Genomic DNA, 21,297 nt, shown 5'->3' with positions numbered 1-21,297 from the left:
GATCGACCGCCGCATTCGGGGCCGAAGCTCCATCTCTTCGATGAGACCCTGGGTTTGACAGTCGATCGCAACTGTTATTCAACGGTCACGCTCTTGGCCAGATTCCGAGGTTTGTCCACATCGCAACCGCGGGCTACGGCGATGTGATAGGCCAAGAGCTGCAGCGGAATAATGTAAACGATCGGCTGGAGAAAATCCGCGACCTCAGGGACTTCGATCAATTCGTCTGCCAACTTGGCGGCTTCCGTATCGCCCTCCTCGACGACGGCGATGACGGGACCTCCCCGGGCCTTGATTTCCTGGATGTTCGCCAGGACCTTATGGTACACCGGCCCACGCGGCAGCAGGAAGACGCTGGGGGTATTCTCGTCCACCAAGGCGATCGGGCCGTGCTTCATTTCGGCCGCCGGATAGCCCTCCGCGTGGATGTAGCTGATTTCTTTCAGTTTCAGCGCCCCTTCCAATGCCGTGGGGAAGTTGAATTGGCGGCCGAGGTATAGGAAATTGTTGCAGCGGTAAAAGCGATCGGCGATGCGGCGGGCGGCGGCATCGCAGTTCAATGCTTGGCGGACTTTGTCCGGCAAAGACCGCAGGTTTTCAATAATTCGTAACCCCGCCTCGAAGCTGAGGTGGCGAAGCCGGCCGAAATATAGGGCCAGCATGGCGAGAACAAGGCACTGCGACGTGAATGCCTTGGTCGAGGCGACGCCGACCTCCGGTCCGGCGTGGAGATAGATCCCGCCGTCCGCCTCTTGCGCGATCGTGCTGCCGACCACGTTGCAGATCGCAAGGCTGAGATGCCCTTTGCGTTTCATCTCCCGTAGCGCTGCCAGGGTGTCGGCCGTCTCGCCGCTCTGGGTGATGGCGAAAAGCAGCGTGCGGTGATCCATGGGGGGATTGCGATAGCGGAGTTCGCTGGCGTACTCGACCTCGACCGGGATACGAGCTAAGGTCTCGATTTGGTACTCGCCGACCAAGCCCGCATGCCAACTGGTGCCGCAACCGGTTAAGACGATGCGCTCGATCTGCAAGAGCTGCTGCGGGGACAATTGGATTCCGCCGAATTTGGCGGTGGCGAAATCGGTATCGATTCGGCCGCGCATGGCGCTTTCCAGGGTCTGCGGCTGTTCGTAAATCTCCTTGAGCATGAAGTGCTGATATCCGCCCGATTCCGCCTCCCCGGCGGACATCTGGAACTCTTGGGGGGTGACGCGAACGGCTCCGTCGTCACGGTGATAAATTCGCACGGAATCGGGAGTGAGCAGCGCCGTCTCGTGATCCCGCAGAAAAATCACATTGGTCGCGAATCCTGCTAAGGCGGATGCGTCGCTGGCCAGGTAATGTCCGCCTTCCCCCACGCCGCAAATGAGAGGGCTTCCCAACCGCGAGGCGATGATCACATCCGGGAAGTCGCGGAAGACGACGGCCAAGCCCCAGGTGCCGCGAGCTTCAGCCAAGGCCGTTTGCACCACTCGAACCAACGGTTGGTAACCGCGGCGCACGATTTCGTCCGTGCTCAACCCTATTTCTCTGAGGCATTCCGCAATGAGATGCGCAAGGCACTCGGTATCGGTATCCGAGCGAAAGTCGTAGCCGAGGCCTGAGAGGCGACGACGCAGGGCGTCGAAATTCTCGATCACACCGTTATGGACCACGGCCAGGATGCCGTCCCCGCCGAAGTGCGGATGGGCATTGGCGGTGGTCGCCGGCCCGTGGGTCGCCCAGCGGGTGTGCCCCAGTCCGCACATGCCCTGAACGGCGCTGTGTCCCAGTTCCTTCTCCAAATTGGATATCCGACCGGCGGTTTTGACGACGTGCAACTGAGGTGTGCCTTCGGGGTTGTTCAATACCACGCCGGCGCTATCGTATCCGCGATATTCCAATCGCCGGAGTCCGGTCAATAGAAAAGGAGCGACATTCCCCATTCCGGTGCAGCCCACGATACCGCACATCTCCACAACCTCCGCGTCAATGTCTCGGTTTTAGCCCTGAAAACGCCCTTCAGCCGCGCGGCCGAGATCCAGGCGATGCCGGCCGTGTTGCAGGTCGCGGCTTGAGGGCGCTATTGCGGTTCTTGTCAGACAGCAAAAGTTTAGCGTTTTTTGCGGATTAGGAGCAGACGAAATCTCGACTTCTACCACACATTGATAGTATATAACCGTCGAAAAGAAGGGGTTGCGGGCGAAGTTCGGAACCAGGAAATTGCAAACGAAACAAAACTAACTAGGTTTTGTTGACACCTGTCCGTCACAATCGCGACGTCAGGTTTGTCCCCCAAGGCTCGCGCGCTTTTTGCTAGATTGCAATAGCAGGTCAAGTTGAGGAACAGTAAGCTTTCACGCGGGCCTCATTCCATGGATTTTGGAGTTGCCGATGACGGCTGACCGTGAACGATCCCATTCTTGGCAACTACCGCGGCGGATCCTAATCGGCATGATTTTGGGCGTCGGCCTGGGGGTGACCGTCAACTTGCTGCTTTCATCTTCCGGCGGCGGGCCGTCGTGGTTGGGAATCAGCCATGATCGGGTTGATGGGTTCATCCGGAACGTCACCGAGCCGGTTGGGAAGATATTCTTGCGACTGATTTTCTCAATCGTTTTGCCCCTGGTCTTTTCAGCCTTGGTCCTGGGGGCGGTTGAGCTAGGTGATCTCCGAAAGCTGCAAAAGATCGGCGGGATATCACTTTTTCTCACAGGTTTTTTGTCGCTGTCTTCAGTCCTAATCGGAATTGGATTGGTTAATTCGATTCAGCCGGGGCGGTCCCTCACTACGCAACAGCGAGAGGCATTGAATCATCAATATGGGGGGCAAGCACAGGATGCGGTCGCTGCGGCCATGCAATCCAAGCCGCTGCGTGTTATCCTGCTCGACTTGATCCCGGAAAACCCCCTCCAAGAGATGGTTGGCGCCCTGGACGGCTCGTCCAAAGGCAACGGTATGTTGGCGGTCATGATATTCGCCCTAATCTTTGGGATGGGCATGGCCGCTGTGGGTCAACAATCGCTGCCGCTTAAGCAAGTGTTTGAGGCGTTGTTCGCCGTCTCCATGCGGGTGGTGCAGTGGGCCATGGCCTTAGCCCCGATCGGGGTGGGGTGTTTGATGTTCGGGGCCGCGGCTCGGCTGGGTTGGGGCCTTTTCGTACCGTTGGCCGCGTTTGTCCTCGTCGTCGTGCTCGGATTGGCCCTACAAATGTTCGTGGTCTATCCTCTCATGCTGCTCGTCGCGGGAAGGCGGAATCCGGTCAAGTTTTTCTCGCGAATCGGCGAAGTTATCGTCGTTGCCTTTGGGACCTCGTCCTCTAACGCCACTCTGCCGACCGCCCTGCGCGTAGCCGAAACGGATTTGGGTATCCCGAGGAATGTTGCGAGGTTCGTACTCACCGTGGGCGCCACGGCCAACCAAAATGGAACCGCGCTCTACGAGGGCGTGGTGGTTTTATTTCTTGCCCAGGTCTTCGGCGTGGATCTGTCCCTCCTGCAACAATTGCTGGTAATCCTCATGGCCGTGCTGGCCGGTATCGGTACGGCGGGTGTTCCGGGCGGGTCGCTACCGGTAATCGTCATTATCATGCAAAGCGTGGGCGTTCCGGCCCAAGGCATCGGGATTATTCTCGGCCTCGATCGCTTCTTGGATATGTGTCGCACCGTGGTCAACGTCGTGGGGGATTTAACGGTTGCGGAATGCGTAAGATTGAGGACTTCGGAAAAGGCTGCCGTCTTGACGGAAGAGAAGACGCGTTGAGATCGCATTTCCCGCAATTCGGGGGCGCCCGGCCAAGTTTTGGCTGAGCCTCAAGCCTGGAGCGACCGAAAGACCTTGGAGGACCGCGCCATTTAGGGCAGGAAAATGGCGGGAAAGTTCGGTTTGCGGTGTAGGATGCTTGCCATGGCCGCAGAGAGGGAATCCGATCACATCGACTTGACGTCCGAGCCGCCTCGGTTCGGTGATACGGGACGCTCCGTCCGGCCCTTTCTCGGAATTCTCTTCCAGTGTTGCGGAGTCTATGCCCGCATTTACCTCAACCGTGAGGGCACCGCCTATCAGGGGCACTGTCCGCGATGCACGCGCCCGATTTGCGTGCGAGTGGGACCGGATGGAGTCAATTCCCGGTTCTTCAGCGCGCACTGACGGTCGGGCGGCCGGTGGCCGAGCGGGAAAGTCCTCCGCGCAACTATTGGGGGCTTCGTGGCGGAGATTGACGTGCCCACGCAGTAGGCTTGCTCCGGGGATTGGGCCGTGATCGTCCAACGTTTCTGTTGATGCCGCGCCCCGGAAAGGAGGGAGGTAATGTGCCCCTGGAAAGCCGTGCGCCTCGGGGGTATCCTAAAATCTTCACCGCGAACAGATCTTTTTGCTTGTTTGTAAAACTTGGGTACCCATCGCGGCGACGGACCCGCGAATACCGCATTGCGTCAAGAGACCGGTGTTTTCCATGATCGTCGGCATTCCCCGTGAAGTTTTCCCCCGTGAGCGACGAGTATCGCTCATCCCTGCTCAGGTCGGTCCGCTTGTGAAAGCGGGATTCGGTATTCGAGTCGAAGCCGGTGCCGGCACATCGGCCGGGTTCGCGGACCACGAGTACGCCGAAAAGGGGGCTCAAATTGTCTCGCGGGCGGATGCTCTGGCGGCGGATGTCGTCCTCGGCGTCCATTGGGACCTACCACAAGAGGCCGCTTCCGAGGCCATGGCCCTCAGCCGGCAGGGGCAAATATGGATCGGGATGTGGGACCCTTGGAATCATCGGGATTTGATTCAACGGTGGGCGGAAAAGGGCGCTGTTCTGTTTGCCTTGGAGTTGCTCCCCCGTATCACGCGGGCGCAGAGCATGGACGTTCTTTCGTCGATGGCCACGTTGGCGGGCTATCGAGCGGTGATTTTGGCGGCCGCGTCCCTGCCCCGCATCTTCCCCATGCTGATGACGGCGGCAGGAACCTTGACGCCTGCCAAAGTGTTTGTGATCGGCGCGGGTGTGGCGGGGTTGCAAGCGATCGCTACGTCACGGCGCATGGGGGCGGCCGTCTCCGCCTATGACGTGCGACCTGCCGTGAAAGAACAGGTGCAAAGCCTCGGAGCCAAATTTCTGGAGTTGGAATTGGAAACCGCTGCGGCGGAGGACAAAGGGGGCTACGCAAAGGAATTGGGGGAGGAATTCTATCGCAAGCAGCGCGAGATGATGGCCCGGGTTTTAACCCAGTCCGATGTAGTTATTTCGACGGCGTCCATACCCGGCAAGCGAGCTCCGCTGCTGATTACGGCGGATATGGTTCGCGGGATGCAGCCGGGCAGCGTGATCGTGGATTTGGCGGCGGAGCGCGGAGGGAATTGCGAGCTGACCAAGGCCGGTGAAACCGTCGTGGAAAATGGCGTCACCATTCTTGGGCCGGTCAATCTTCCTGCGGAAGTGCCTTACCACGGCAGCCAGATGTATTCCAAAAATGTCACGAACTTCCTACAGCATTTGGTGAAAAACGGGGCCGCACAATTGGATGCGGACGATCAAATCATTCGCGAGACCATGTTATGTCGTGATGGGCGGATCGTTCATGCCGGATTGGTCGGCACGTGATGCTGATCGCCGCTGCCGGAGGTGGGATAAGTGTGGGACCGCGACTTGCTTTCGGAGACGCGAGCTAGTATTCCGCAAAGCTTGGTGAATCAACGGCGCGAAAGCGATTTCCCGTGATTGGGGGCGGGACGCAAGTGGAAGTTCCTAGGAGGTAATTATGGCAGCGTGGTTTGACTTGGTTCTTTTCGCGGAGCAGGCCGCCTCAACCTCGGACCAAACGTCGAGCTTGCCGCTCAGCTTGGCAATCACGATTTTCGTGCTCGCGGTATTCGTGGGTTTCGAAATCATTACCAAAGTCCCGCCGACCCTCCACACGCCCTTGATGTCCGGCTCCAACGCAATTTCCGGTATCACGGTCGTGGGGGCGATCATTGCCGCCGGCGCGGGGCACTCGATCATCGCCACCATCTTGGGCACGCTGGCGGTAACGTTGGCGACCATCAACGTGGTGGGCGGATTCCTGGTTACCAATCGAATGTTGTACATGTTCCGACGGAAATCGAAGTGATGCGGAAAGTCCTCGCGTTACGGCGGGGCGGCGGAGAGACAGGCAGCCGTGGATGGAGGTCTTGAATCGAAGACCGGGGCATTTCCGAAGTGCGATTGAGGCCGGCATTTGGGCGAGAGCGAGTTTGCCGTGGATAAAGCTTCCATCATCAATCTCTTGTATCTAGTGTCGTCGATTTGCTTCATCATGGGCATTCGGGGGTTGACGCATCCCCGTACCGCCGTCCGCGGAAACGGCATCGGCGCGCTCGGCATGCTGATCGCCGTGGTCGCTACCTTGATGCATCAGGACGTCATCGAGTACACGTGGATCATCGTCGGCTTGGTTCTGGGCGGCCTGATCGGCGCGGTACTGGCTGTACGAATTCGCATGACCGCGATGCCGCAAATGGTGGCTCTGTTGAACGGTTTCGGCGGGGCGGCATCGGTCTTGGTTGCCGGTGCCGAGTTGGTCCGTTCGCCGCCTCTCGCCTTGAGTGATGTAGCCGTCGCCACCTATGCCTCGGCTGTGATCGGCTCCGTGACCTTCTGGGGCAGCCTATTGGCCTTTGCCAAGTTGGAGGAATACAAGGCCTTTCGGCAGCCCGTCCGCTACCCCCTGTTGCAGCCGATCAACGCGGTGCTCGGGTTGCTCGCCCTCTTGTTGACGGTTTGGGGGGTGATCGACCCGAATTCAGCGGCGGCGTATTGGTTGGTTGTCGTGGTCGCGTCGATTCTCGGCGTGACGTTGGTCAATCCCATCGGCGGGGCCGACATGCCGGTAGTAATCGCCCTCCTGAACTCGTACAGCGGTCTCGCGGCGGCGGCCACCGGCTTCGTGCTGGGCAATTCCGTGTTGATCATCTCGGGATCTCTCGTGGGGGCCTCGGGGATTATTCTCACGAACATCATGTGCAAGGCGATGAATCGCTCCATGACGAACGTCTTGTTCGGCGTATTGCAGGCCGGCGACGACTCGCCCAAGCAGGATGATCTGTACAAGACGGTCAAATCGGCCTCGGCGGAGGAGTTGGCCCTTTTGTTCGACTCCGCTTCGCGTGTCGTGATTGTTCCGGGTTACGGTATGGCGGTGGCACAGGCGCAACACGCCGTCCGCGATCTATATCAACTCTTGGAATCCCGCGGGATCGAAGTCCTGTTTGCCATTCACCCCGTCGCCGGTCGTATGCCGGGCCACATGAACGTGCTCTTGGCGGAAGCTGAGATACCGTACGAGAAACTCAAGGAAATGGATGAGATCAATCCCGTCTTCGCCGAGACGGACGTGGCGGTGGTGCTGGGAGCGAACGACGTCGTGAATCCGCTGGCCAAGACCGATCCGCAAAGCCCCATCGCGGGGATGCCCATCCTCGAGGTCGGTAAGGCCAGGACGGTCGTCGTGATCAAACGAAGTCTCAGTGCGGGATTCGCCAATATACCGAATCCGCTTTTTGCTGCGGAGAACACGCTCATGTTCTTCGCCGACGGAAAGAAGGCGGTTTTGGACCTCATCGCGGCCTTGAAGGAGTAACTTGGTCGGCGAGCGATCGGCGAACCGTGCCCAAGGTCAGCGACGGTGCGCGGGTAATCGCACGAGACCTATTCGAGGGGCAGTAACAGTTGCGGATGACCGGAGTCGTGTGCGACACCGTCCGATTCCGGGCCGATCCGTCGCCGGAGCCAGCGCAGGATTACGGCGGCTAGGAGTGCGACCTCGTCTTGCGAGAGTCGGCGGCCGCGCGGAATCGCGTGCCACCGCTCGACGCACTTGCGGCAGCAAGTCGCCGTGGCGTGTTGAGCCACGAAGACGGGATGCCCTTGCCACGGAGTTTGCCTGCCGTCATTCGGGGGCAACGCTTCCGCGAGACGGGTGAGGATGATCTCTTCTGCGTGGCGGGCGATGGTTTTCCAGCCCTTTCGATGGACGTAAGCTCGATCGGCATCGGAGAGGGCGAAAGAGGCGCGAAATCGGTTTTGCGACAAACGGTCCAGTCGACGATCGATCAGGTCCATCGATGCGCTCTTTTTGCGGTTCGGCGCGAGCGGGGACGGTGCCCGGCCTGCCTCTCGACTCGCCACGGCTCGGTTGAGACGGATGGTCTCCCCGCCGCGGCGGAAGTCCGAAAAGGTGCGAAAACATCGGTGCCGGTTTCGTGCTTGGATCACGGCCATCATAATGAGTAGGCATGCCGACGGGAAGTTGTGTGAAAAGAACCGTCAACATCAAGCGGAGACCGCGAAACTCAAGGAGGCTGGGCAGACATGCTCTCGGTCGGTCAGGTCATGGACTTTCTGCAATCTTTCGCCCCCTTGGGATTGGCGGAAGAGTGGGATAATGTGGGACTGCTGGTCGGTACAGCGCAGCGGCGGGTGCGCAAGATCATGACCTGCCTGACCCTATCGGAAAAAACCGCCCGAGAGGCGGTGGAGCGCGAGGCCGGGCTGGTCGTTACGCACCACCCCCTGCCCTTCCGGCCGCAGCGACGCTGGACGGACGAAACGCTCACCGGCAAAGTCTTGTGGGAACTGGCCGCGGCGCGTATCTGCGTCTACAGCCCGCACACCGCCTTCGATTCCGCTTCGCGGGGGATCAATCAGCTTTTGGCAGAAAAGATCGGTCTGCAAGATATCCGACCGCTCGTTCCGAACGCCGAGGTTCCGGAACTGGGATTGGGCCGCCTGGGAACGCTGCCGGGGGAGCTGTCGTTGCTGGAATGCGCCCAGCTTGTCAAAAACGTCCTTGGGATCAAGTACACTCGCGCGGTAGGATCGCCGCAAATGCGAGTCCAAAGGGTTGCCGTCGGCTGCGGCGCCTCCGAGGACCTGTTGGATGCGGCCGTCGGCGCGGGATGCCAGGCCTTTGTCGTGGGAGAGGCGCGATTCCATAGCTGCATCGAGGCGGAATTTCGCGGGATCGGGCTGCTGATGGTGGGGCATTACGCGAGCGAGCGCTTCGCGGTGGAACACTTGGCGACTGTCCTGCAAGAACAGTTTCCCCAAGTCGAGGTTTGGCCGGCCTCCACCGAAGTCGATCCGATCCGTTGGATGTAGCGCAGGCTCCCCGGGCGGATACGCAAAACGTGGCGACATTGCGGCTCAAGCCTTTCATCCCGACCCGGCGGTGACTCGAACGTTGCCGGCGGCGCATGCGTAATAAGAATTAGTTAACGAATGATTGAGATTAATCCTTGCGTCCGGATGTCACCGCACATGCGGTCCGCACGCGATGTTTGGGCGGTCGATCCGCGTGGGAGCACGGGTAATTCTGACTGTCGCAGCAGTGTCGGAGCGACTAAACTTGAGGTTTCGGCACGGGCAGCGGCTTGGCGCCGACATACCGCAGCGCTGTACCGGCCGGTTTACGGCATTTCGCGAGGAGGCTCGACCGCACGATGACGGCGCGGTGAGGGCTGTTTCCGGTAGCCCCGTATTAGCTTCGGAAGGATCGTCTTCAGCATGAATCCCGGAGTCCCCAATTGGGCCGCGGCATCCGACGAACTGAGGCAGGTCTATGCCGTCATCCAGAGCGAGATGATGGAAATCGAGGACGCTCTCCGCCGCGAGCTGAAGAGCGACTGTCAGTTCATCGACCGGATGTTGAAGCACGGCTCTCAATTGGGGGGCAAGCGTCTGCGTCCGGCCCTGGTGGTGTTGGCCGGCAAGGTCGGCGGTCGAATCACACCCGACCACATCACTATCGCCACGGCTATTGAACTGGTGCATACGGCTAGTTTGGTCCATGACGACGTCTTGGACGAGGCGGTGATTCGACGGCATTTGGACACCGTCAACGCTCGGTGGGACAACGAGGCCAGCGTTCTCCTCGGCGATTATCTTCTTGCACGTGCGATTTGCTTGGCCGGATCGCTGGACACCATGGATGCTTGCCGCGAAATTGCCAAGGCCAGCCATTTCATGTGCCATGGCGAACTGCGACAAATTGCGACTCGGGGGCACTACGAGCTGGAAGAAGACGAGTATCTCAACATCATTTCCGAAAAGACGGCTTCCCTCTACGCGGCGTGCGGACGGTTGGGTGCGCTGTACGCGGGCGCCGACGAGGACGTCTGCGAGCGCTTTGCCCGTTTCGGCATCAACTTGGGGATCGCCTTTCAAATCGTGGACGATATCCTCGACATTTGGGGCGATGAAGGAAAAATGGGCAAGTCGCTAGGCACGGACTTGTGCAAGCAAAAACCGACGCTGCCGTTGATCTATCTATTGGAAAGCCTTGGAAAAGAGGAGAGGGCGGAGGTCGTGGCCGCGCTGCGGGATCACCGCGAGGGATTCCGAGCCTTAATTCGGAGTCGGCTCGTTCAGACGGATGCGATGGCGCGTGCCGATCGCAAGGCCCAGTCCTTTGTGCAGAAGGCCGTGGAGGTCTTAGAGCCGCTGCCGAACAATGCCGTCACCGCGGCGCTGCGACAGTTGGCAGAGTTCGTCTGTCATCGCGAACAGTAAGCAGCGACTCCGCCTTTTCAAGAAGTCGCCTCGCCTCGCCCTGCCCTGCTTCCGTGGCTGAAGGTGCGCAGAACCCGTATTCCCTTGCCTCGGTCGGGAAGCGAAGAACCTGCTGTCAAAAGCAAGTCCGGAAGGCGAAGCGAGGGAGAAAAGCCGGAATGGGCGCGGTGGACTCGAACGAGTTTCCGAAATTGTCGATTTGTCAGTTCATCACGACGATAACCGGGAATCCTTAGCCGCACAGGCGGCTCCACTCGAGACGAAAACAGTCACGAAGGCGTCCGGCCTCGCCTCCTTGGTGTAGATGAGCCCGGCGCTGCCCCCGGGACACCCGGATCCAGAAAGGCGTCTTTGGCCGTGTCTTTGTTGAGGCGAGCGTAGGCTTGCTTCGCAATGTCGAAAAGATTCCCCCGGCACTCCTGCACGTTGTCTTCCAGAAGGTGTATACCATAACCGCACGAAACCGCCGGCACGGCACAACGCTCGTATTCTAGCCGGCTTTTCTGATAGCGGTCCTCCACCACGCGCAGCTTGCGTCTGAGAATCTCCGTCAGAAAGTTGCCCGCGTCGCAGGCCGGCTCGAGAAAGCGCGAATCAATCGAGATGGCCGATGCCCCGCGGCGAATCGGCTTTGAGACGCCCTTCCTTAACCATAATGTGGCGCGCCCATTGGGTGGTGCTCGATCATTTTTGCCTGGCAGGTTCACATCGCGTCCGCCGGCACCCGAAGGGGCACAAGACTTGGTTTGCAGATCATTTTTTTGCGCGGATGATAAGAGCGGGGCCGGGCAAAAGGATTTCAAGCATGTGATGGTCGGTTTCGGAGAAAATCTCGAAAATGTTGTCACCAGGCCGCAAGACCTGAGGGGGAATAGCGTGGATATGATAGTGATAGTGGTGGTTATTCCCCTCGTGCAGTCGCTCATAGTCGTTGAGCTTGTAAGGTGCATGATGCCTATCCCAACCGTGCCACGTGCGGTAATGTAGCCCGGCCTCCACGACGGCTTCGGGGTAATAAGTTTCGGGTAGGCTAATAACACATGAACGGCGCTGGCCGACACGAACACCAAACTCCGGAGGCAACTCGCGCACGCAATGCAAGGCGACCGTTTCATTGGGACGATGCAATGTCAGCCCCGTCACCTCCTCCGTTACAAGCCAAGTCCCCGACTTGTCGCAGATGCGCGCGATCAAACGAATCTTTCCCGGAGGCTGGTCGGGAACCCACCGGGTATCCCAGGTAATTTGCAACGGCGGCTCGAGCACCGTTCCGACGTGGTCAAGCCATCGTGCAGGTTCGTTACGATCCGGCTGAAACCAGCCCCCGTGCCAATCAAGAAAGCGGCCGTCCCCGTTTTCGTCGTAACCCTCATACCAGGAAAACACTTCAACTCGGTCTAATTGATCCTCTCTCTCGACGGCTATTGTGATTACCGGATTTTCCCCGATGGTTTGCTCGGATAGAGGAGAAATAATGCGGCCTTTCACATGTGGTTTCTTTGTCGGATCGAAATACACCCGCAACATGAGGGAATACAGGCCCCATTGTCCCCATCCCCCAGGCTTCTTGTGTCCGCAGATTCCCTCTATGATATTTGTGCCCTCCTTGAGATGTTGTAACGGCACCGCAATCACAGGATTGTCTTGGAAATAATAATTCTCCGGGAGCGAATCACCATTTGTCATCGTAGGAGGAGTTAGGGCAAGCCATTCCTGTTTGTTGAAGCGGATTGCAGGGTTCATTGTATCCAGATGTCCACCCCAACGGTCAAGGATTACCTCGGCACGGACTGCGCCCTCGAGGTTGTCAATCTCCAGCTCCCAGGTTGGATTCGGTAAGAATTTCTGGGCTCCAGGATCGCGTGCCTCAGGACTGGTCACCCGCCAAGCACGATCCCCCGAGTTGTGAAGGATATACTCCCTATAGACATCTCCGGAGCGAGGACCTAGCTCGGCGGACTGCGTCCGAGCCGCATAACCCCACATCAGGTATGGGACAAGAGCAACGATTATAACGCAATTACGTGCGATCACGTTCTTCCTCCACAGGGTGCTTGATGGTTACATTTTATGACGTGCGTTTATGACCGGCGAGAGCGTGCCGTTGTAGGAATCACTCGGCGTTCGTTGTCTTGCGTATCGCTTGATTGAGAAATAGCCACACCTTGGGATTGCGCCAACCTATGGATATGATGTCCAGGTCGCCGTCGCGATCAATGTCGTATGCCAAAGTGCCATCGTGATGGTCGATGGTTCCGGAACTGCCCTGGTCAATCACGACGGCGGGCCAGTCACTCCAGTTCGTCGGGTTTTCGCGCCCGGGGTTGCGAAACACGATCACTCGGTTCATCTGGGAACCGCGATGTTCTCCGACTACCACGTCGGGGTAACCGTCTGCGTCAAAGTCGGCTACGTCCATACTAAATCCTTGGCCGTCTACCACGCCGACCCTATGCTTGTGCCATAGACTCATGGGGTCGACTGGTTGTTCAAACCATAACACGTCGGTTCCTTTCTCCAAGCTGACAACGGCATCTAGGCGGCCGTCACGATTGACATCCGCCAGGCGGCAGCGATCCGGCTCGCCCTGCTCAATATTCCCGATCACGACCGTGGTCCACTGTCCGTTGTCATTTCTCAGCCACTTGTCACCCAGCAAAAGATCGAGGTCGCCGTCGCGGTTAATGTCGCCCAAGGCCAAATCTTCACCCTGAGGAGGTGTGCTAACCGTCTCACTAATCAAATGAGAGGTCCAAGGGGAATCGGCGGGAGCTTCGGGCACGGAAAGGACGTGGATGCCGCCGCCGTCTCGATGCCAGGAGAGGAACACGCTCAGACCATTCGGAAGCGAGCCGACGATGCAGCCTTGCAGGAAATCTCCGCCGCCGGAGTAGTGGATGTTGTCCAGTATCTCGAACTCTCCTGGGCCCGTATTGCGGGCCCACACAAAATCTCGATTAGAATCGCTCCCCTCGCCTTTTGTTCCCAGAACGTCCGGAAGCGTGTCACCGTTAAAATCGTAAACCGCGGCCATGTTTCGAAGAGACGGACCGATGGAATGTTGTGGCCATGCAGCACCGACCGTGCCAGGATTTTTCCACCACCATCCCCCAGCCACGATATCTAACAGGCCATCACCGTTGATGTCGGCGGCGTTCACAAAGATGGCGCGATGTGGCAATTGGCCGATCTCCACTCGCGTCCACCGATCGAGAGGTAAATCCTGGGTCCCCATATTCAGGAGGACGTCGACGCGAGGGGCGCGATGGCTATAGGGTTTTACTAGGATGTCCGGTCGCCCATCGCCGTTAAAGTCACCCACTCTTCCCTCATGAATGGCCAAACCATGCCAGGCGATCGTCTGCCGGAAGTTTCCCGCACCGTCACCATACCAAATGAAAATCTTTGCATCGTCACCGGCCCCCGGTTTTCCCATTTCACCGATCAGGATATCCAAATGACCATCTTGATCAAAATCTGCGATCTCGCAGGTGTGGCCGTTACGGACGAAGCCCAAATCGTGCGCGATCCAGCGGCTTCCGTCCCATTGATACCAACGAGCGATGCCGGACTCTTCGGCGGGGGACAGAACGACTTCCGGACGTCCTCCGGGGACGAGCTGCCCCACGGCACATCGAGTCGTCACCATAGCCGGATCAATGACGTGTTCCTGGAATTCGTAACCACTTTTGTGTTTGAACCAGGACCCACCCCCAACAATGTCAATCTGTCCATCCAGATCAACATCAACGGATTGAGCAGATAAGCCCTCTCGCTGCGGCCCACTCACCCACTGAAAAACCACCCGGCCCTCCCAGTGTTCCGCCTGTCTGGGGTCTTTAGGAATTTCAAAAAGTAGCAGCGATTTTGCTTTCTGGTTCCAGCTCACCAGTTGGGGACGCCCCAACTTCAAGAAGTCGCCGAAAGCCTGGTCGTGATGCTGACGGTCCCCGTAATTCTTGATGATTCGTCGTCGCCACGGGCCGCGAAAATCCGGGGCAGGGTTCTCCCACCACCAGATTCGGTTTCCTCGGTAGTCTTCGCCGAACACCAAATCAAGGTCTCCATCCCCATCGATGTCAACCGCGGCTCCTCCTGCTTCAAGGGGTAAGGCATCGGGATCGATGATGTAGCGATACCATCCCCTACCATGCCACTTATACCAAACCAATGACGGTGCCTGTGTCCGTTCACCAACCACGAAATCGTCGATACCGTCTTGGTCAACATCAAGCACGATGCAACATGTTTGTTCGCTTCCCAAATTGGGAACCGGCAAATCACCATGCGCCGTACTTTTCAGATTCCAACGCACCTCTGCCGAACACTGCCCTATGCATTCGATTTGCCACGCACAAATCCCCGGTATGAAAAAGACAAGAGATAACTTCGCCGCCGCTCGTCGTTGAAGAACGCGCATCATGAACTACTCCTCGGTGTCCGCAATCTCATACTGCTGGGAGCATCGATGTGTATAAAATCTGCCCCTTTCTCCGGCATTAATGCCTTTCACTTTAACAAGAAATCCGCAGGTAAGGAGTCACGGGCGGGATGTCAAGTCAAGATTCACGATAACACCCGGCCGTACCTCCTGAACAAGTTCGGTATTAGTGTTATAACGGCCGGGTATCTTTTCAACGAAATGCGGTGCGCGGAGGCTCGCGTAAGGATCCGGCCTGTAATCGGGGGCGTCCTCATCGGGAATAATGATGTCTTCCGGGCCGGCCGCCTGTGATTGGACATACACCCGGTGCCGGCCCACCAAGGCGCCTCGGCCCAGCGAGCACGAGAGTCTAAAGCGCCCAGCTTCATCGGTGACACTGGATGAGGAAACGCCGCCTTCGATGGGCACAAAGGTAACGATCACATTGCCCAGCGGCTGTCCGTCCAAAGTGACCGTGCCACTTACGTCCACCAGCTTCGGGCCACGCTTCCCACATCCTGTGGATACCACGAGGATTCCCGTAAATAAAAGGATGCTGATCCCGTTCAACGTTGTGTTGCGCAGCATTACTGCTCCCTTTCGATAGCCGGTATGACGAAGGGCAATACACCGACCGAACGATAAATGCGACAAGGTAATGGTGAGTTATCAAGGGGCGGACACAGCTTCGCCTCCAGTGCAGCTGCCCAGGGCCCCCCAGACGCCCCATGGGGACCGCCGCGATCCGGGATTCTGTATGTCGGGTTCGGCCTGAATCCCGGTATCGATCGTTTGGCTTATAAATCGAACCGAGCCGTCCGCCAGCGCGACGTTCACCCCGCCGGGATGTCGACTGGACGCCGTGCCCATGAATTCGTTTCCATCCACTCCGTAAAGACAGCTTGGGCCGTTAGGGGGAACCACTGTGGCGAAGCCTGAAAAATTCGGTAGCCCGTACCACGCACGACCACCCACGGGCCGTGAGTTATCCTGGACAGGCCCAGTGAGCCTCTTCGGATCGGTGGGATCAATCCGCGCGACACAAGCCGCCGGGGTCGTGGTACTCATATTTAATGCGACACTGCCGAGCAACTCGGGCGGCCGACCTCCGACCACCATCTCGCCAAGCATAACCGAATTGGACGTGCCATCCAAAACGAATGAAATTCCCAGCCATCGCTCGGGCTGGAAAATGCCCCGATTTTGGATCCCCACCGGGGCGCCGGTCACTTGGGGATTTTGAGGTGGGAGATGGTTCTGAAGATAGTCGTCGCCGACGCACGCTTTATAGTTAAGGAGTGCAGGGGCCTTGCTGCGGTTCGGAGGAGGTATGTCCGAGGGACACATGAACGAGGCCAAATCGCGATTCCACGTCGCCCAGCTCGACCACGGTGACGGTATTGTGCCAGCTCTCGCGGCCGCCATTACCTCATCATAAAGCGCACGTTGCTCAATGTACGGCAAAATCATCATCGCCCAAGAATAAAAGTGCCATGGTCTGCGGGACGCGTCAACGATACGGGAACCCAGTGCGGGAAAGCTCTGGTAAGTATCATGGTAAGAGTGCAACGCCATAGCAACCTGCTTCAGATTGTTAACACATTGCGTTCGTCTGGCCGCTTCCCGGGCAGCCTGCACCGCGGGCAGGAGCAGGCCGATCAATATGCCAATAATGGCAATCACCACGAGAAGCTCCACCAACGTGAACCAATAACTTCGTCTGACCCGCAACATGAGACACCGTCCTTTCTTGAGACCCAAGACGAGGAAACTCTTTGGATGAACGCGACAAACGTGACACCGTCACTGAAACGCTTATAATTAGCCGTTGAACACCGCCGATCGGTTAGTTCTCCACGTGGCTCTCCACGTGCATCTTGCTAGATTGAAGCGTACTCGACCCGAGAATTGCACGTCTATGCAAAACGAGTCGAATGTTATGCAAAATGCGACACCGGAACCGATCCGGGCGGCAATTGGTGTGTTAAGGAAGGTGTCGCAATCGGAAAAGCAGCGACGCTTGCGCGATCGACGGCAATGGCTTCGGCAAGTTGATCTCCTGGACGCGTTCGATACCCTTTTCGATCACATGCCCGAGTATCGGGTCTTTCTCAAGCGTCGGCCGGGGGAAATCATGTTCGTGAGTCGCGCAATGGTTCACACGCTACGTGCAGACGATGAGGTCTCGCTGATTGGTGTATGCGATCATGAACTGACCCCGGGACCGCTGGCGGATCTGTATCGACGTCGTGATGAGGAGGTGTTACGATCCGGTCGATCAATTACCGGTTTGGAGGTATGGTTTACGCGAGAAGGATTGCCCCAGTGGTTTGTATGCCATAAGCTTCCCCTCAGAAACCGTGCAGGCCGGGTCGTGGGGATCATTGGCTTTCTGAAAGAGTACGAGCATATCAAGCAGCTGCCGGTGAGTGAACCCCTTGGTAAGGCGATCGCCTGCATCAAAAGAAACATATCGTCCCCACTAAGGGTTCGGGATATTGCTCGCGCGACGCACCTTTCTGCACGTCAGTTGGAAAGGCTTTTTCGTTCCGTGTTCGGTATAAGTCCGAAAGAGTTCATCATTAAGACGCGCGTACACACGGCGGTTGAACTTTTGATGCAGAGCGAAGCATCGCTCGTTCAGATCGCTTTGGACACCGGGTTCTGTGATCAGAGCGCACTCACTTACTATTTTCGTCGTGAACTGGGGATCACGCCGCAACGATTTCGTAAGGCCGCGATGATCTGGGCCAACTACAAGGCGAGCGAGCCAACCTCGGATACACCCTTTGAAAACCCCTCCGGTTGAAAACCCCTCCGGCGGAGCGAAGGCTGCCACGCGGTAACCTTTGGTTTGCCGCCGAAGTGTTGCCCTAGGTGATTCAAGACTTCGGTTCGGGCAACAGCGTCGATCAGCTTTATGCAGCACGCCGGTCGCAGCCGCGCGCAGCAGAGTGGTCCGGGATGCTTTGCATCCAATCATCCGATGCTCTGCGTCTCTTCCGCCTAGGACGCTCCAAGTCGTAATTGGCGTGTTGCACGCTGATGAACTCGGGGAAGCAAAATGTTGGCGCGATGTGGCTCGGGCGGCGTTGTTTCGGAAGACATAGGGCCTTCCCGCCACCGACAATCGCAACAGCTAGCGCGATGCTTGCAAAGCGGGATTACTTAGACCCTCACGAAGGTTCCCTTACGGTACATATAGAACAGGAGGAGCCACAGGATCACAAATGCCCCCGCCGGATTGAGGCCTTCGCCTACGGCGGCCCACGGCCCGCCGAGCGTTACCAGGTAGCGAGCCAGGCCCCCCACGAATCGCTCGGCGATAGTTGGAAAACTAATCAGATTCCACGCTACATACGCTGTGATGGCATTCGCCCCAAGGATCTCGAAGAACCACCCCACCCAGCGTTGGCCCAGCACGTCGATCGCCAAATAGAAAATAGCCAGCAGCAAGTAGCTCCAGCCGGCGGCCCATAGTACCATCGAACTGGTGAAAAGGTGTTTGATTATGGGGAATCGCCAGTTACCCACGAGGGTCATTTGGAACCAGTGATCGAGACCACCCGACCACAGCCAAGCCGCGGCAAGACTTCCGGCACCCCACATGACAAGCCACACGACTTTCATTCCTCCAGACCGGCGTGAGCGGAGGAGGTGCCCTGCAAACACTCCCATCAGGACCGTGCCGGCAAAGGCCATGCTGCTTAGTATCCATGTATAGGTTGTGCCGTCGCGGAAGGAGCCGAGCACCCGTTCGTCGACATACAGGGCCAAGTTAACGTTTTCTTCCAGCGTGCCGGCCGGATGGCCTCCAAAGGGGACCAGCAGCATCAGAAGCCAATAGCCGATCAACAGCACCGCAGTGCCGGCCACCTGGCCCCAGACCGGCAAGTGTAAAAGGAACACGGATGCCACCAGGTAGCCGGCGGCAATGGCTTGAAGAGTGTTCGAATAGAAATGGATGGTCTGGCGGTCAAACTCCAGCAGATGCCCTTGCACCATCATGCCCAGAATCCATAGCACGACGACTCGGCGAAGCACTCGGAGGTAGAGTGATGTCTTGGTCCGGCCCTGCTCGATCCGCCGAGCAACCGCCCACGGCATGACCAGGCCCACCACAAACAAAAAAAGCGGCATGATGAGGTCCCATGCGGTGAAGCCCTCCCAGCGGACGTGTTCGAACTGTGCCTTGAACCAATCGGGCAGAGGTGAGACGAAGATCCCTAAGATGGCCAAAAAGGCCCCTTGTCCCCCGGCGATCCAAAACATATCGAAGCCCCGAAGGGCATCGATAGCGGCGATTCGTCCCGTGGTCGGTGCGGCAGAGGCTGAGCTATGCATGGCGCGGTCTCCTCGTATAGGGCTTCAAGAAACATGTGGCGCAAGCCAAGGCCCTCTCACCGGCGGAAGGCTTGCCGTGAACAGGCGCGGCACCGGATTGCCAATCCGGCGGAGCTCCCGCTCGCGATTATGATTGGCCGAATTGAACAGGATATTAGCGCCGGGTGTGCCCGAGGCGGGCGTCCGCTTCAGCGGCTTGAGAGCCGATCCGTTGTATCCGGCTCCTCTTAGGGGGACTCAGCCGCCGAAAAGTCCCCTTTGTCCAGGGCCTCCTGGAGTTGCCGTACTTCCTCCAGGATTCGGATAAACCGATTGCCAAAGGGCGTCAATGAATATTGCACCTCGATGGGCGGCTTCTCGCCGAACACGACTCGCCGCACGATGCCGAAGCCCATCATCTTGCGCAGCCGCTCGTTCATCACCTTGGCCGAAAGACCGGGGCACGCTCGCAGCAGCGTGCTGGGCCGGCAGTATCCGCCGGCCAGCAGGTCCAGGAGGCGGACCGACCACTTGCAGCCGATGATGCTTTCGACCATTGCTGCCACGGAAGGGCCGCTTCCGGCCTCCGCCGGCGACGCCGTAAAACACGAGGGGCGATTACGAACCATTGCGTAACTACCTTACCGGAAAGTGCCGTCTTGGCCACATCGCACCAACCACATAATTATTCAATGTGGCCCGCGTGAGGCCAGTCTAAGCACAACAACCCTGTACGAAAGGAGCTGCGCCATGAAGAAAAAGGCCGTCTTCTATCACGCCGGTTGCCCCGTGTGTGTCAGTGCCGAGCAATCGGTGCTTGGGGCACTGGACCGGCAGCGCTTCGACATCGAGGTGGTGCACCTAGGTACCGACAAGGCCCGCCTCCCCGAGGCCGAAAAGCTGGGCGTCCAATCGGTTCCAGCGCTGGTCCTGGATGGCCAGGTCTTCCACATCAATTTCGGAGCGAGCCTGTCCGACCTCAAGTAAGCGATCCTGCCCGGAAGTCTTGGGTCGGAGAGGACGCAGCGCCCCTCCGGCCCCTTTCGGATTGAGCAAGATCGGAAAACCGGGTCGCATCTCCGCCGGGTCGCCCCAACGGCCGGCCTCTGACCGACCGCGTTCGGGCGCTCAGCGTATCCTTCGCCGTGGGGATGGGGATGCTGCGATGGGCGAGTCGCGGCCGCAACCTCACCCGCGATGACGTCATCGACGCCGTCATCGCGCTGGATCGAGGAGAAGGACATGCCGCGCAGGCTTCGCGCGGGTATCGGCAGCAGTTGCGGGCGCTGGAGCGGCTGGGTCAAATTCCCCGCCTGCCGATTTGGTACGTTCCATGACCGCGCCGTTGCGAGGCGCAGTCCCCAAGGTGGACGCTGGGGGACTCGAAATGGCTGCCGAAAGAATGGATTTGTCTTAGAGCGTGTTTGAGAAGTCACGTTTCCCATCGGGCGGCCAGTTCGGCTGGCTTGAGATGGCGTAACATCCGGTTCAGCCGTGAAAAATGTCCCCAGCATGCCTTCAGCAACAACTTGGCTCCGTCACGATCCTGCACGTCCCCCGCATGGACCACCAACCCCCATACCAGTCCCAGGGTGTCGACGGGGAGACGCCGCTTGCGTCCTTTCACCCTCTTGCCTGTGTCGTAGCCGCAACAGCTCCCTTTTTTTCGGTCGTTTTGACCGACTGGCTGTCGATGATCATCGCACTGGGCTGCCGCCGTTTCCCGTGTTTTACCCGCACGCGCTTCCGCACCAAGTCATGAATTCGTTCCTGACGGAAGGTCTTGAAGTAGTAGAACACCGTGTTCTTCGGGGGATACTCCCTGGGCAGCATTCGCCACGCACAGCCCGTCCGCGCGAGGTAGAACAGCGCATTGAGCACCTGTCGCATGTTCACGCTGCGCGGGCGGCCACCAGGCTTGGCGGAGGGAATCCGACCCGATATCGCTTGCCACTGGTCATCGGTCGGGTCCGTTGCGTAGTAGGCTTCCATGCTGCGCTCTCCCTTGCGAAAACGTCCCCCCTGTTTCCATCGCTGC

General features: G+C 58.4%; 20 protein-coding genes. 10 read left to right on the top strand and 10 right to left on the bottom strand.

Annotated elements, in window-relative coordinates; genetic code table 11:
- Window positions 1-74 precede the first annotated feature (74 nt).
- Window positions 75-1,952 (bottom strand): glutamine--fructose-6-phosphate transaminase (isomerizing), encoded by a 1,878-nt coding sequence (gene glmS / locus ACZ5B4_RS06720; RefSeq protein WP_464913662.1) that lies wholly within the window; start codon window positions 1,950-1,952, stop codon window positions 75-77.
- Between the two features lie 421 nt (window positions 1,953-2,373).
- On the opposite strand from glmS, the gene ACZ5B4_RS06715 reads away from it, so the two are divergent.
- From ACZ5B4_RS06715 to ACZ5B4_RS06695, 5 genes are all read left to right on the top strand, one after another.
- Complete coding sequence (locus ACZ5B4_RS06715; protein WP_464913661.1) at window positions 2,374-3,741, top strand: dicarboxylate/amino acid:cation symporter; 1,368 nt, start codon at window positions 2,374-2,376, stop codon at window positions 3,739-3,741.
- Between the two features lie 144 nt (window positions 3,742-3,885).
- Window positions 3,886-4,128, top strand: coding sequence for a hypothetical protein (locus ACZ5B4_RS06710; protein WP_464913660.1), 243 nt, complete (start codon window positions 3,886-3,888; stop codon window positions 4,126-4,128).
- Between the two features lie 304 nt (window positions 4,129-4,432).
- Entirely contained in the window at window positions 4,433-5,566 is a 1,134-nt protein-coding gene (locus tag ACZ5B4_RS06705) for a Re/Si-specific NAD(P)(+) transhydrogenase subunit alpha (RefSeq protein WP_464913659.1), read from the top strand.
- Between the two features lie 157 nt (window positions 5,567-5,723).
- Entirely contained in the window at window positions 5,724-6,074 is a 351-nt protein-coding gene (locus ACZ5B4_RS06700) for an NAD(P) transhydrogenase subunit alpha part 2 (RefSeq protein WP_464913658.1), read from the top strand.
- A 129-nt stretch (window positions 6,075-6,203) separates the two neighbouring features.
- Complete coding sequence (locus tag ACZ5B4_RS06695) at window positions 6,204-7,583, top strand: NAD(P)(+) transhydrogenase (Re/Si-specific) subunit beta (RefSeq protein WP_464913657.1); 1,380 nt, start codon at window positions 6,204-6,206, stop codon at window positions 7,581-7,583.
- Between the two features lie 68 nt (window positions 7,584-7,651).
- On the opposite strand, the gene ACZ5B4_RS06690 is transcribed toward ACZ5B4_RS06695, so the two are convergent.
- On the bottom strand, window positions 7,652-8,065 hold the full coding sequence (locus tag ACZ5B4_RS06690) for a DUF4186 domain-containing protein (RefSeq protein ID WP_464913656.1): 414 nt from the start codon (window positions 8,063-8,065) through the stop codon (window positions 7,652-7,654).
- Between the two features lie 249 nt (window positions 8,066-8,314).
- Here ACZ5B4_RS06690 and ACZ5B4_RS06685 point away from each other — a divergent pair, with 249 nt between their 5' ends.
- Both ACZ5B4_RS06685 and ACZ5B4_RS06680 read left to right on the top strand, forming a co-directional pair.
- A complete protein-coding gene (locus ACZ5B4_RS06685; RefSeq protein ID WP_464913655.1) occupies window positions 8,315-9,103 on the top strand; it encodes a Nif3-like dinuclear metal center hexameric protein in 789 nt (262 codons plus the stop codon).
- A gap of 405 nt (window positions 9,104-9,508) precedes the next feature.
- Window positions 9,509-10,513, top strand: coding sequence for a polyprenyl synthetase family protein (locus ACZ5B4_RS06680; RefSeq protein ID WP_464913654.1), 1,005 nt, complete (start codon window positions 9,509-9,511; stop codon window positions 10,511-10,513).
- A 753-nt stretch (window positions 10,514-11,266) separates the two neighbouring features.
- On the opposite strand, the gene ACZ5B4_RS06675 is transcribed toward ACZ5B4_RS06680, so the two are convergent.
- The 4 genes from ACZ5B4_RS06675 to ACZ5B4_RS06660 form a co-directional block, all read right to left on the bottom strand.
- Entirely contained in the window at window positions 11,267-12,394 is a 1,128-nt protein-coding gene (locus ACZ5B4_RS06675; protein WP_464913653.1) for a hypothetical protein, read from the bottom strand.
- 232 nt (window positions 12,395-12,626) lie between these two features.
- Window positions 12,627-14,936, bottom strand: a complete 2,310-nt coding sequence (locus ACZ5B4_RS06670) for an FG-GAP repeat domain-containing protein (RefSeq protein ID WP_464913652.1) — start codon at window positions 14,934-14,936, stop codon at window positions 12,627-12,629.
- Window positions 14,937-15,053: 117 nt separating this feature from the next.
- The gene (locus tag ACZ5B4_RS06665) at window positions 15,054-15,524 is read right to left on the bottom strand and encodes a carboxypeptidase-like regulatory domain-containing protein (protein ID WP_464913651.1); all 471 of its coding nucleotides are present in this window, start codon (window positions 15,522-15,524) and stop codon (window positions 15,054-15,056) included.
- An 81-nt stretch (window positions 15,525-15,605) separates the two neighbouring features.
- Complete coding sequence (locus tag ACZ5B4_RS06660; protein ID WP_464913650.1) at window positions 15,606-16,670, bottom strand: DUF1559 domain-containing protein; 1,065 nt, start codon at window positions 16,668-16,670, stop codon at window positions 15,606-15,608.
- 205 nt (window positions 16,671-16,875) lie between these two features.
- Here ACZ5B4_RS06660 and ACZ5B4_RS06655 point away from each other — a divergent pair, with 205 nt between their 5' ends.
- Window positions 16,876-17,745: a helix-turn-helix domain-containing protein gene (locus ACZ5B4_RS06655; protein WP_464913649.1), complete on the top strand. Its 870-nt coding sequence runs from the start codon at window positions 16,876-16,878 to the stop codon at window positions 17,743-17,745.
- A 359-nt stretch (window positions 17,746-18,104) separates the two neighbouring features.
- Here the strand turns inward: ACZ5B4_RS06655 and ACZ5B4_RS06650 are convergent, their stop codons facing one another.
- Both ACZ5B4_RS06650 and ACZ5B4_RS06645 read right to left on the bottom strand, forming a co-directional pair.
- A complete protein-coding gene (locus ACZ5B4_RS06650; RefSeq protein ID WP_464913648.1) occupies window positions 18,105-19,280 on the bottom strand; it encodes an acyltransferase family protein in 1,176 nt (391 codons plus the stop codon).
- 227 nt (window positions 19,281-19,507) lie between these two features.
- Window positions 19,508-19,816 (bottom strand): winged helix-turn-helix transcriptional regulator, encoded by a 309-nt coding sequence (locus tag ACZ5B4_RS06645; protein ID WP_464914002.1) that lies wholly within the window; start codon window positions 19,814-19,816, stop codon window positions 19,508-19,510.
- A gap of 193 nt (window positions 19,817-20,009) precedes the next feature.
- On the opposite strand from ACZ5B4_RS06645, the gene ACZ5B4_RS06640 reads away from it, so the two are divergent.
- Together ACZ5B4_RS06640 and ACZ5B4_RS06635 are read left to right on the top strand one after the other, a co-directional pair.
- A complete protein-coding gene (locus tag ACZ5B4_RS06640; RefSeq protein ID WP_464913647.1) occupies window positions 20,010-20,246 on the top strand; it encodes a thioredoxin family protein in 237 nt (78 codons plus the stop codon).
- A 170-nt stretch (window positions 20,247-20,416) separates the two neighbouring features.
- Complete coding sequence (locus tag ACZ5B4_RS06635; RefSeq protein ID WP_464913646.1) at window positions 20,417-20,596, top strand: hypothetical protein; 180 nt, start codon at window positions 20,417-20,419, stop codon at window positions 20,594-20,596.
- A 95-nt stretch (window positions 20,597-20,691) separates the two neighbouring features.
- On the opposite strand, the gene ACZ5B4_RS06630 is transcribed toward ACZ5B4_RS06635, so the two are convergent.
- The gene (locus ACZ5B4_RS06630; protein ID WP_464913645.1) at window positions 20,692-20,886 is read right to left on the bottom strand and encodes a hypothetical protein; all 195 of its coding nucleotides are present in this window, start codon (window positions 20,884-20,886) and stop codon (window positions 20,692-20,694) included.
- Entirely contained in the window at window positions 20,883-21,251 is a 369-nt protein-coding gene (locus tag ACZ5B4_RS06625; protein ID WP_464913644.1) for a transposase, read from the bottom strand. The genes ACZ5B4_RS06630 and ACZ5B4_RS06625 overlap by 4 nt, the downstream gene beginning before the upstream one ends.
- Window positions 21,252-21,297 lie beyond the last annotated feature (46 nt).

The sequence above is a fragment of the Thermogutta hypogea genome (assembly GCF_055386265.1).
The sequence above is the reverse complement of the archived record's forward strand: the minus strand, read 5'-3'. Positions and strand labels throughout refer to the sequence as shown.